Source organism: Flavobacterium sp. UBA4197, from assembly GCF_002379575.1.
GTDB classification, from domain to species: domain Bacteria; phylum Bacteroidota; class Bacteroidia; order Flavobacteriales; family Flavobacteriaceae; genus Flavobacterium; species Flavobacterium inviolabile.
This window is the reverse complement of sequence record NZ_DFUB01000024.1, coordinates 1-11,932: the sequence shown is the minus strand read 5'-3', so window position 1 is coordinate 11,932 and position 11,932 is coordinate 1. Positions and strand designations below refer to the sequence as shown.

General features: G+C 38.2%; 11 protein-coding genes and 2 pseudogenes. 5 read left to right on the top strand and 8 right to left on the bottom strand.

The features are described 5' to 3' along the window. Positions 1–113: 113 nt before the first annotated feature. Together B3394_RS13900 and B3394_RS13895 are read right to left on the bottom strand one after the other, a co-directional pair. Entirely contained in the window at positions 114–893 is a 780-nt protein-coding gene (locus tag B3394_RS13900; RefSeq protein ID WP_286925636.1) for an ATP-binding cassette domain-containing protein, read from the bottom strand. 47 nt (positions 894–940) lie between these two features. Further along, positions 941–1,771, bottom strand: a complete 831-nt coding sequence (locus B3394_RS13895) for a siderophore-interacting protein (RefSeq protein ID WP_286925635.1) — start codon at positions 1,769–1,771, stop codon at positions 941–943. 142 nt (positions 1,772–1,913) lie between these two features. Between B3394_RS13895 and B3394_RS13890 the strand changes: the two genes are divergently transcribed. Further along, positions 1,914–2,903 carry a helix-turn-helix transcriptional regulator gene (locus tag B3394_RS13890; RefSeq protein ID WP_177734269.1) on the top strand — a complete coding sequence of 330 codons (990 nt, stop codon included), beginning with the start codon at positions 1,914–1,916 and terminating at the stop codon, positions 2,901–2,903. A 161-nt stretch (positions 2,904–3,064) separates the two neighbouring features. Here the strand turns inward: B3394_RS13890 and B3394_RS13885 are convergent, their stop codons facing one another. From B3394_RS13885 to B3394_RS13870, 4 genes are all read right to left on the bottom strand, one after another. Beyond that, on the bottom strand, positions 3,065–4,432 hold the full coding sequence (locus B3394_RS13885; protein ID WP_177734270.1) for a sensor histidine kinase: 1,368 nt from the start codon (positions 4,430–4,432) through the stop codon (positions 3,065–3,067). Beyond that, complete coding sequence (locus tag B3394_RS13880) at positions 4,433–5,122, bottom strand: response regulator transcription factor (protein WP_177734271.1); 690 nt, start codon at positions 5,120–5,122, stop codon at positions 4,433–4,435. 138 nt (positions 5,123–5,260) lie between these two features. Continuing rightward, positions 5,261–5,635, bottom strand: coding sequence for a PUR family DNA/RNA-binding protein (locus B3394_RS13875; RefSeq protein WP_177734272.1), 375 nt, complete (start codon positions 5,633–5,635; stop codon positions 5,261–5,263). Between the two features lie 72 nt (positions 5,636–5,707). Beyond that, positions 5,708–7,456 (bottom strand): ABC transporter ATP-binding protein, encoded by a 1,749-nt coding sequence (locus B3394_RS13870; RefSeq protein WP_286925634.1) that lies wholly within the window; start codon positions 7,454–7,456, stop codon positions 5,708–5,710. Positions 7,457–7,656: 200 nt separating this feature from the next. On the opposite strand from B3394_RS13870, the gene B3394_RS13865 reads away from it, so the two are divergent. From B3394_RS13865 to yajC, 4 genes are all read left to right on the top strand, one after another. Then, positions 7,657–8,760, top strand: coding sequence for a Glu/Leu/Phe/Val dehydrogenase dimerization domain-containing protein (locus tag B3394_RS13865; protein WP_177734274.1), 1,104 nt, complete (start codon positions 7,657–7,659; stop codon positions 8,758–8,760). Positions 8,761–8,847: 87 nt separating this feature from the next. Next, the gene (gene nusB, locus B3394_RS13860; RefSeq protein WP_286925633.1) at positions 8,848–9,792 is read left to right on the top strand and encodes a transcription antitermination factor NusB; all 945 of its coding nucleotides are present in this window, start codon (positions 8,848–8,850) and stop codon (positions 9,790–9,792) included. 18 nt (positions 9,793–9,810) lie between these two features. Next, entirely contained in the window at positions 9,811–10,269 is a 459-nt protein-coding gene (locus B3394_RS13855; protein ID WP_177734276.1) for a DUF1573 domain-containing protein, read from the top strand. A gap of 7 nt (positions 10,270–10,276) precedes the next feature. After that, on the top strand, positions 10,277–10,552 hold the full coding sequence (gene yajC / locus B3394_RS13850) for a preprotein translocase subunit YajC (protein ID WP_177734277.1): 276 nt from the start codon (positions 10,277–10,279) through the stop codon (positions 10,550–10,552). Positions 10,553–10,777: 225 nt separating this feature from the next. Here yajC and B3394_RS18195 read toward each other — a convergent pair. Together B3394_RS18195 and B3394_RS18190 are read right to left on the bottom strand one after the other, a co-directional pair. Continuing rightward, a pseudogene (locus B3394_RS18195) lies at positions 10,778–10,993 on the bottom strand (T9SS type A sorting domain-containing protein); the annotation flags it as partial. Positions 10,994–11,773: 780 nt separating this feature from the next. Next, positions 11,774–11,890, bottom strand: a pseudogene (locus B3394_RS18190) (hypothetical protein); the annotation flags it as partial. Between the last annotated feature and the right edge of the window lie 42 nt (positions 11,891–11,932).

Below are 11,932 nucleotides of genomic sequence, written 5' to 3'. Positions count from 1 at the left end.
AAAATATAAGCCTGGCGTTAGTGGTAACGCCAGGCTTAACGAAAAAGTCAGTACATACTTAACTTTGCGTAAACAAAAAAAATTAAATTAAAATTAAAGTGCTTTACAGGATGTTATCGTTTTTGCTGCAACGAGTATAATCCGTTGGAAGTAAACAATTCATCCGGTTTTTCTACTGTTTCTGCCGGGACTACGATCTGATCGGCATTTTTTATGGTTTCCAGCCTGTCGGTAATGATAAGCAGGGTTTTGTTTTTTACCAGTTCCTGAATGGTTTTCTGGATACCGTTGTTCTGGTCTGCATCCAGAGAAAAAGCAGCTTCATCTAAAAGCAGTATCGGTGCGTTTTTTAGTATTGCCCGGGCAATATTGAGGCGCAGTTTTTCATTAACAGACAGTTGGTACCCGTATTTTCCTATCCGCGTGTGCAATCCTTCCGGCAGTTCCCAGGCAAAATCAATGACCTGAGCTTTTTCGGTAGCATCAAATATGGCATCGTCCGTGGCTTCCGGATTTTCCGATTTAAGGTTGTTGTAAATACTGTCGTTCAATACTTCACTATCCTGGAAAATTTCGCTAACAAATGCTGAAAGTTGCTGCTGCGGGATATTTTTGATGGGAATACCGCCAATTTTAATGGTTCCTTTTTTAATATCCCAAAAGTGGGAAAGGAGCGTGGTTAACGTTATTTTGTCGGTTGCAGATAATCCCACTAATGCCGTGGCGCTTTTTTCTTCGGCATGAAAGGAAATTCTCCGGACGGCTTTTTCACCATCGGCATTAAAAGCGACATTATCAAACTGTATGTCGAAGGTGACCGGGCTTTCTTCCTGATTCACTTCCAGTAATGGCCGGTTTAAGAATTGTATGATTCTGTTTATATTAAAGTTCATCTTGTATCCTGTTTGGAAGCTGTTACCGGTATTCCGGACGGCTTCGTTTATTTTAGCTGGAACTCCTCGCGTCGTTCCATTTCCGATTGTTCTTCACTATTGCCTGCTTTCCAGTAAGAGTAGGCATAAAGTTCGCTGCGTTCCCATTTTTGCTCTTTTCGCATATAGTTCCGGATCGTTTTTACAGTAGCAAATTCGGCTGCTACATAGGCAAAACGGCTGACACCCGAGTCCGGTAACGGATGGTTTTTAACGGCATCTGCCAGTGCAGTAGTCAAAATATTGTCGTTATGGAATAACCAGTTGACCGTTACCTGCGATCGCGTTGAAATGGTTTGTATTTCCTGTTCGTTTTCAACAAGTATATAGGCAATACCGGTTGCCGTTTCGGGCAAGGTTTCCAGTATAACACTGATAACGGGAATAGCCGTAGCATCGCCGGCAAGCAAATACCAGTCGGCTTTCGGGTAAAGTTCCGTTTTTAAGCCGTACATCGCCACGCCTAAAGGATCGCCAACATTGGCATGGATTGCCCAGGAAGAAGCCGGACCGGAATCGCCATGAGCAACAAAGTCAATATACATTTCTTCTTTTTCAAGATCAATCCCCCTGTGGGTATAGGTACGGATGGACGGGCAGACCTCTTGTGGCGGAAGTGCCCATTTTCCGTTATCAAAATGCGGAAAATGAATCTCGCGAACACCTGCCGGCGGAATAAAAATTTTATTGTTTTCCCCTACGGTTGCTGCTGCATATTGGTTTACAGATGCCCCTGTTAGTGTAATTCGTAAATAATTAGGCGTTATATACTTTTTAGCTTTTACCTGAAGTGTTGCATTAATAATGTGCAGTAATTTGTTTTCTTTAGTATTTGCCATTGTGTGATTGATGATTTTGATAAAAATAAATTAATAGTTTAGATTGTTTCTAAATAATATTTATCTTTGAACAAAGGTCAGCTTTATCCCTTTTAAGGTTGTACTCAAAACGGATTATTGATAACGCTAAAAGGATTTTTAAATGAAAATGGTTATTACGAATACAGATCTCAATGATATTTTGTTTGAGCGGGATTTGCCACAGAATTTTAAAAGCGATAAAGCCTATACCGAAAGTAACACTGCTATATTTCATCCGAAATTCGGTTCGTCGGATATCGAAGATTTATGGTTTGAGGGAATCCACATTACGAAAGGGCAAACCCGGATCAAAGAAGATATTTCCTTAAAAATAGAGAGTAATTATTCCGTATTTGAAATGCATTTTACGCTTTCCGGATCCAGCCAGGCCACTACTTTAGGCTCCAAAGAGATCTTTCGTTTTGAACCACAGCAGCATAATCTTATTTATACCAAAGACTTTGAAGGGTATTTTAATTTTTCCAAACAGGAAGATCTGAATAACTTTTTTGAAGTGCATTTTACAGAAGATTATTTTCAGCGTTTTATGAATGTTGAAAATACCGTACTGGATAAGTTTCTTAACGGTATTGAAAAAAGGAGTATGTCGGCAATGAAAGAGAAAAATATGGCTATTACGCCACAGATGAATCTTATCATTTCGGAAATCATGCAGTGCAAACGTTCCGGTTTGCTGAAACGTCTTTTTATCGAGTCGAAGGTTATTGAGTTGTTTATGTTACAGCTTGCCCAGTTTGAAACGACCTTAAAAGAGAAAAAAGAGGTGATGAATTTCCAGGATATCGAAAAAATCCATCATGCGAAATATTTACTGGAGCAGAACATCAGCAATCCTTACACGCTAATAGCGCTGGCGCATGAAGTGGGACTAAACGATTTTAAATTAAAAAAAGGCTTTAAAGCAATTTTTAATACTACCGTTTTTGGCTATCTGCACGACTTACGGATGGAAAAAGCGAAACATTTGCTACTGGAACAGGAAAGGACTATTAAGGAAGTAGCCGATTACTGCGGCTATGAATATGTGCAGCATTTTATCACGGCTTTCCGTAAAAAATATGGCATCACACCGGGAAAACTACAAGCCTAAACAAAGGCGATGGCTTACCAGGGCTGTTTTTTAAATAAAGATTTAAAACGGGTCCATAAATTCCTTTTTTCAATAACAATCTCACCTATAAAAGCTTTGCTTTCTTTCATTTCGATCGTGTACTTTGCAGAAGTTGGTTTTATTTTACTGTATAGAATTGCTTAAATATGGGGTAATTCGATTGTAAAGGTGGTTCCCTGGCCGGGTTCGGACACTACGGAAATACTACCGTTATGCAAGGCAATTATCTTTTGGGTCAGGGACAGGCCGATCCCGTTTCCTCCTGCAAAATTCTTGTTATCACCTCTGAAAAAAGGAGTGAAGATATTTGGCAGATCTTCGTTATTGATCCCGATACCGTTGTCCTGAAAACGGATTATTGTTTTTGTTTTAAAATAGGTTATCGCTACGGTGCTTTCCTTTTCTTCCGAAAATTTACAGCCGTTTTCAATCAGATTCATAAAGGCAACTTTCAGCAGGTATTCATTGCCTTTTACGGATATAAAATCGTCGTCTTCAATTTCCTTTTCAAAAATAAGGTTTACTTTAAATTCCGGCTGGTTGTGCATCACATCGTTCCGCGCATCCAGTAAGACTTCATCGAGACGAATTTCTTTCAGTCCGATTTCTGCCTGGTCATAATTGGCTTTGGCAAGATCCAGCAGACTGTTGGATAACCGGACCAGTTTTTGGGCATCATTTATGGCGTTTGTAATGGATTTTTGATATTCTTCGTTGGTGCGCATATTGCTCACTGATAGTTGCAGTTCGGTTAGCATAGCTGTTAATGGCGTGCGCAGTTCGTGTGAAATATTGGAAACAAAATCTTTTTGTGCTTCAAATGATTTTTCCAGGCGGTTCAGCATTTCGTTAAAAGTGGTTGCCAGCTCAGCAATTTCGTCTTTGCTATTGGGTATTTGTACTCTTAAATCCAGATTGGTTGCCGAGATCACCTTTACGTTGGCTACAATATTGCTCACCGGCGATAAGGCTTTTTTGGAAAAGATGCGCCCCATGATGTAGATAAACAGGATGGAGGAGAAGAATAAAATAAGGATGGTGCGTTTAATGGAATCGGAACTGTGGTAACCGTTCTGGTCATAGGCCGCCGCCATGATAATATAGTTCTTGTTTTGATATTCGTATTTTAAACCGATAGCCTGCCATTTGTCGAGATAGAAACGGATTTCCTTTTTTTTCAAAACGGAATGGAGCATTTTTTTATTTTCTTTTACGATATCAATATCCACATCATCATGGTATAATAAGTTAAAGGAATCGTCATAAATGGCAACTTCAACTTCGTTGATTATCGAACGGTTATTGGTGTAAATCGCCTGTAGGGTCTGGGTGTCAATTTTAGCCTTGAAAAACAGGTTGGCTTTTGTGATGGCTTCTTTGTTCAGGCTTTTATAGAAGGCTCTTTCCCTGCTTTTTTCGCCGGACAGGTAGATAATGACTGCAAAGACCAACACGATGGAAGCCGTCAGAAAGGTAAATAATAGGCTGAGTCTGTTTGTAATTGTCATTTAGTCGTTGCTTTCCAGTTTCAGAATAAATCCCATACCGGATTTTGTATGGATCAGTTTGTTGTCGAAATCCTTGTCAATCTTTTTGCGGAGGTAATTGATGTAAACATCGATAAAATTGGTTCCGGTATCAAAATGGGTGTTCCATACTTTTTCGGCAATTTCGGTCCGGCTCAGTACGCGTTCGGCATTTTGCATCATGTATTCCAGAAGCTTGAACTCTTTTGGCGTTAAGCTGATTTCTTTTCCGGAGCGTTTAATGGTTTTGGTGTTATAATCCAGTTCCAGATCCTGATAAGTGAATTTGTCGGTATAATTTGGTGCGTTTGTACTGCGTTTCAGCAATACCCGGATGCGTGCCATTAATTCCCTGAAATCAAATGGTTTGACCAGGTAATCATCGGCTCCGGCATCGAAACCGTCAACCTTGTCATCGGTCGTTCCCAAAGCCGTCAGCATAATAATCGGCAAGCCGGGATTACTGTTTTTAATCGACTGGCACAAATCCAGTCCGCTGATCTTGGGCAATACGATATCGGTGATCACAAGATCGTAAGTGTTGTATAAGGAAAGCTTTTTTCCCATTTCCCCGTCATAGGCCAGCTGGGTTTCATAGCCTTCTTCATCCAGGCCTCTTTTTAGCAGTTCGGCTACTCTTGTATCGTCTTCAATAATTAAAATTTTAGGCATAGGTATCGGGACTAATGGATTAGGCTTTAACAAAAATAAAATAATAAATCGAGTGAAGCGGAAGGGAAGCAGCTAAAAATAAAAAAGCCTGAAAATATTAATTTTTCAGGCTTTTATAGCGTATAGTTCTATTCAATATTAAATATCATCAAAGTCAATATCAGTGAAGCTTCCGGAAGATTTCGTTTCTTCTGTTTTCTCTGAAAAATATTCTTTTTTAAAGTCTTTTTGGTGTCTTTCAGAAATTACTTCTTCTCCTTTATGGTTTAAAACATAAGAAGTCATTTCATTTAAAATCTCTTTAAAAGCAACAAAATCCTCTTTATATAAATAAATTTTGTGTTTTTTGAAATGGAATGAACCATCATCTTCCGTAAATTTCTTGCTTTCGGTGATGGTAATGTAGTAATCGTCAGCTTTTGTAGCTCTCACATCGAAGAAATACGTTCTTCTTCCTGCTCGTAAAACTTTAGAAAAAATTTCTTCTTTTTCTAACATTTCATTTTCTCTCATAATCCTTCTGTCAATTATTAATTGTGTTAAGTAGAACTCAAAAATCTAAAAAAAAACCAAAATAACCAACATTTATTGTAATTCTTTTTCCGAAAGTTGCTTAAAATATAAGTCTTTATAATAGCCTTCCTGGTTTACTAATTGATTATGAGTTCCTTGCTGGATTATTTTTCCGTCGTCAAGAATGATAATCTGGTCGGCATTTTTGGCTGAAGAAACCCTGTGACTGACAATAATTGTAGTTTTATCTTTACAGAATTCCATTAAATTGCTCAAAATTGCCTCTTCTGTCTCGGTATCCACTGCCGACAGGCAATCGTCTAAAAGTAGTATCGGAGCGTTTTTAATTAAGGCACGTGCAATGGATACCCGCTGCTTCTGTCCGCCGGAAAGCGTGATACCTCTTTCACCCAATATGGTATCGTACTGGTTTTTGAATTTAACGATGTTTTTGTGAACGACTGCCTTTTTAGCGGCTTCGATTACTTCTTCGTCGGTTGCTTCTTCATTTCCGAATTTGATGTTGTTTTTAATCGAATCGGAGAAAAGGAAAGCATCCTGCGGTACAAAGCCGATATTGTTTCTGACATCAAATAAATTTAAGGTATCAATGTTTCGATGGTCAATTTTTACGGCACCTTCATTAACATCATACAGTCTGCTTATTAAGGAGAGTATTGTTGATTTACCGGAACCGGTTTTACCTAATATGGCAAGTGTTTCGCCTTTTTTGATACGGAAGGAAACATTGTTCAGGGCTTTGATGTTTGTGTCTTCATACACAAAGGTAACGTCTTCGAAAGCAATTTCGCCTTCAATTTCGGTTTTCTCCGGTACGGTGTTTTGGATTTCCGGTTCAATTTTCAGGAATTCGTTGATTCGCTTCTGAGAGGCTTCCGCTTCCTGAACCATAGAGGATACCCACCCTAAAGAGGCTACCGGCCAGGTAAGCATGTTGATGTAAAGTATAAACTGTGCGATCACGCCAATATCCGGAATACTGCCGTTAATATACATCATACCGCCAACGTAAATCACAACAAGGTTACTGGCACCGATTAACAGTATCATTAACGGACCGAAAAGTGCGTTCACATTGGCCAGCTGCATGTTTTTGTTTTTACTGTCCTGCGATAGTTTTATAAAGTCTTCCTGTTTTTCATTTTCAATGGAATAGGCTTTAATAACCCGTATTCCGGAAAACATTTCCTGAGTAAAGGTGGAAAGCCTGGAGAGGTTTTGCTGGTATAAGGTGCTGCGCTTGTTGATCTCGGAGCTGATCTTAAAAATACTGTAGGCCAGGAAAGGCAATGGCAGTAATGAATATAAGGTAAGCTTTGGCGAGATAATATACATTTGTACCGTAACAACGGCAAAGCGGATAACGGTATTGATGGAATACATCACGGCCGGCCCCACATACTGGCGCACTTTTCCAACGTCTTCACTGATACGGTTCATTAAATCACCGGTTCTGTTTTTCTTATAGAAATTTTGCGAAAGGCGTTCGTATTGCTGGAATACTTCATTCTTTAAATCAAATTCGACATGACGGGACATTACAATTAAGGTCTGGCGCATCAGGAAGGTTAAAAAACCGGCGATCAGGGTAGTGGTCAATATCAAAATGATGTTTTCCAACAGCAGGCTCCGCACCACGGAAGCGTCTAATTTACTGTTTTCCAATGCCTTTATAGAATCGCCAACCAGTTTAGGGGTATAGAGTGTAAAGAATTGGGCTACAATTGTAATTATGATTCCTAATAAAAAGCGGTATTTATATTTGATGAAATATTTGTTTAAATATTGTAGTTCTTTCATTTTTAAACGAATTGTTTTGCTTTATATATTGTTTTGGTGTTAAAATGTTGTGTTTTTTATTGTGATTTTAAAAGTTGGTTTTAAAAATAATTATTAATGAATAATTAAAAATACCGATTTATGTTGAATTATTCTGAATATAAGTGTAATTTTGCAATCTATTTTTGAATAAATTTCAACCTCAAAATAAAATTTAAAACATGATAACAGAAGTTACAACTGCTAATGAGCTTCATAAAATTGACCCGGTTTTTGGTCAAGTTTCATTTGATAATCATGAGCAAATCGTATTTTGTCACGACAAAGATACTGGTTTAAAAGCAATAATTGGTGTTCATAACACAGTTTTAGGACCTGCTTTGGGAGGAACAAGAATCTGGAAATACACTAACGAATGGGAAGCATTAAACGATGTTTTGCGTCTGTCTCGTGGAATGACTTTCAAATCAGCAATTTCAGGATTAGATTTAGGTGGTGGTAAAGCGGTAATCATTGGTGATTCAAAAACGGATAAAACTCCGGAGATGATCACGAGATTCGGACAGTTTGTAAACTCATTAAGCGGTAAATATATTACTGCAGAAGATGTAGGTTCTACTACAGCTGATATGGATCTTATCCGTGATGTAACGCCTTATGTAACGGGTATTTCAGAATCAAGAGGTGGTTCCGGTAATCCTTCTCCTGTAACAGCTTATGGTGTTTATATGGGAATGAAAGCGGCAGCTAAATACCAGTTTGGTTCGGATAATTTAGAAGGTAAAAAAATCTTAGTACAGGGTATCGGACACGTAGGTGAAACTTTAGTAGAGTTAATCACTAAGGAAGGTGCTTTGGTACAGATTACAGATATTAACGAAGGACGTTTACAGGAAGTTGGTGCTAAATATGGTGCTAAAGTATTCAGCGGTGCTGATTTGTACAGTGCTGATGTGGATATCTATGCTCCTTGTGCTTTAGGGGCAACAATCAACGACGATACTATCGAAAAAATCCAGGCAAAAGTAATTGCCGGAGCAGCAAACAACCAGTTAGCTGTTGAAAACGTTCACGGTGCAAGATTACAGGAAAGAGGTATTTTATATGCTCCGGATTTCTTAATCAATGCCGGTGGAATCATTAACGTATACGGAGAAATCGCCGGATATGGTAAAGAGGAAGCTATGCGCAGAACAGAAAATATCTTCAATACTACATTGGATATTTTCAATTATGCAAAAGAGAATAACATTACTACGCACCAGGCAGCTATGAGAATGGCGCAGAATCGTATTGATGCAAGAAAAAAAGAAAACACGAAGTAGTAGTTTTCAAATAATATATTTCATAATTTTGCGGAGCGAAAGAATTTTTCTTTCGCTTCTTTAATTTTTAAAAGTTCTTACAGCAGGATGTTAAACAGAAGACATATTCGTGTGAAAGTGATGCAGTCAATATATGCCATGCATCAAAATAGTTCAGATAATCTTGAAAAAGAGGAGAAATTCCTGTTCTATAGTATAGAAAATATTCAGGATTTATACCTCATTATGCTTTCTTCTCTGGTAGAAATCAAAAGAGCAGAAGAGGATTTCATCGATAAATCGAGTAAAAAGCACCTTGCCACTAAGGAAGAACGCAATCCCAATAAAAAATTTGTCAGTAATGCCGTTTTGGAAATCCTTTCCGAAAACAATTCGTTAAGCATTGCGTTAGAAGACAGAAAAATCAACAACTGGAAAAATAACGACGATTATATCCTTATTTTATTGGAGGACATCAAAAACAGTAAGTTGTATGCCGACTACATGCGCAATGATGTGAATGACTTTGAGGAAGACAAGCAGTTTGTAGAAGATATCTTTACCGAAATAATTGCACCGAATGAAAAGTTATACGATTATCTGGAAGATAACAAACTAACATGGGTGGATGATATTCCATTGGTAAATACCGCTATTCAGAAGCAGTTAAAGCAAATTAAAGATACCAATCCGGATGCTGTTATTGTACCGAAGCTGTATAAGGATATTGATGACAAGGAGTTTGTTCGAAACTTATTCCGCAAAACGATCCTTAACAATTCGGAATTAACCAAAGAATTTATTGATAAGACACCTAACTGGGATGCAGAACGTATTGCCGAGATTGATGCCATTATCCTTAAAATGGCGATTTGTGAATTTTTAAAATTCCCGTCTATTCCGGTAAAAGTAACAATTAACGAATATTTAGAAATTGCGAAAGAGTATTCTACTCCAAAAAGTAGTATTTTTATCAACGGAATTTTAGATAATCTGGTTAAAGATTATCAAAAAGAAAATAAACTGATCAAAACCGGCAGAGGTTTAATGTAAAATTGTAAAAAAACAAATATGATTAACAAAACTCTTGGAATGTTAGCCATAGCTTCATTAGTGCTAACAACTTCTTGTAAAAAAGAAAATGCATCGGATAAAATTGATGATGCGAGTGTTGAGCTTGCCACTAAAAACAACGAAGCTTCAGGGAAATTACCTGTAATTAAATTCAACGAAGAAGAGCACAATTTCGGAACAATCAACGAAGGAGATAAAGCGGAAACTGTATTTACAGTTACCAATGAAGGAGAAGCCGATTTAATTATTGTAAATGCACAGGGAAGCTGTGGATGTACAGTACCGGAATGGCCAAAAGAACCAATCAAACCGGGAGCTTCTGTACCGTTGAAAGTTACTTTTGATTCTACAGGAAAACCGGGACAACAACAAAAAACAGTTACATTAACAACCAATACAGCTAAAGGAACTGAAACAGTTACAATCAAGGCTGAAGTAACGCCAAAGGCTAAATAATTTAAATATGGGACAAATAAGTCAGTTTTTACCAATAATATTAATGTTCGTGGTGGTTTATTTCTTAATGATCAGACCGCAACAGACAAGACAGAAAAAAGAAAAACAATTTGAAAAAGATATTAAAGTAGGGGATAAGATTGTTACCAAATCCGGTATGCATGGAAAAATCGCTGAACTTTATGAGGATACAATCGTAATTGAAACGATGGCCGGAAAACTTAAATATGAGCGTTCCGCTATTTCAATGGAATTAAGTATGAAAGTAAACGCTCAGAAATAATTCTTACTTTGATTACAACATAAAAAAAGCAACTCGAAAGAGTTGCTTTTTTTATGCCCATTCCTAATCCATCATTCCTAATCCATCATTCCTGATTCCTAATTTATCATTATCTATTGCCTTTTGCTCTTTGCCCTTTGCCCTTTGCTTCCCCAACCACCTTCCCCTAAAAACAAAAACATCCGCATATAGCGGATGTTTTCTTTTTATTGAGTTCGATCAGAACTATTTGTTTGTTTTGATCAGTCTCTTAGTTGTTTTACCTTGATCGGTTACGATGTTGAAGATGTAAACACCCGCTTCGAATTGATCAACATTAATGCTGCTCTCTTCGTTGTGTAAATTCTGACGCAACACCTGACGTCCGTTCATATCGAACACAGTCACGCTTGCATTAGAAATGTTGTTCATCAACTTAATCGTTACTGTAGTAGTAGCCGGGTTAGGATAGATGTTAACCAGCATTGTGCCGAAATCTTTAACACTCATTCCTGGCTCAACTAAAACAATTGCTGTTGCAGTACTACAGTTAGTACTGTTTGCAACCTCACAGATAGAGTAAGTCATTGTATACGTTCCCGGAGTAGTTCCTACAGGTACGTTTATCTCACCATTGGCATTGATTGTAGCACCGGTTAAACCACCGTTGTTAACTAATGTGATGGTTATGTCGTTATCGTTAACCGGAAGACCGTTTAAGGTATCGTTTAACGTAACATCACCAGCAACACCACCAGAACCAGCATAAACAGGAGTAGTAGTGAAATTGTCATTAACAGCAAGAATAACAAGATTGTTAACCGTTAATACACCAGCGGTTGTAGCAATTGCAGTACAAGTACCGTTAGCCACATTCGCTCTGAACTGATATCCATTGTACGATACCGGTACATTTGTTAATGTAAGGGTACTGGTTGTTGCTCCTGAAACTACAGGGTTTGTTCCACCGTTATTGATATCATTCCAGGTACCACCATTGTTAGTACTCACTTGCCACTGATAAACAGTTGCGTTAGTTGCCGTAACTGTGAAAGTTGCATTTCCACCAACAGTAATAGTACTGTTACCCGGTTGAGAAGTAATGTTAACAGCAGCCGGTTGTGTGATTGTGAACGATTGTGTTGCACTACATCCGTTAGCATCTGTAACTGTTACGGTATAGGTACCGGCAGCAAGACCAGAAGCGGTTGCAGCAGTTCCACCAGTTGGAGCCCAAACATAAGTATAAGCACCTGTTCCACCCGTTACTGCTACAGTAGCAGAACCATTAGATCCACCGTTACAAGCAACATTCGTTTGAGCTGAAGCTGAAGCTACTAAAGCAGCAGGCTCAGTAATTGTGAACGATTGTGTTGTACTACATCCGTTAGCATCCGTTGC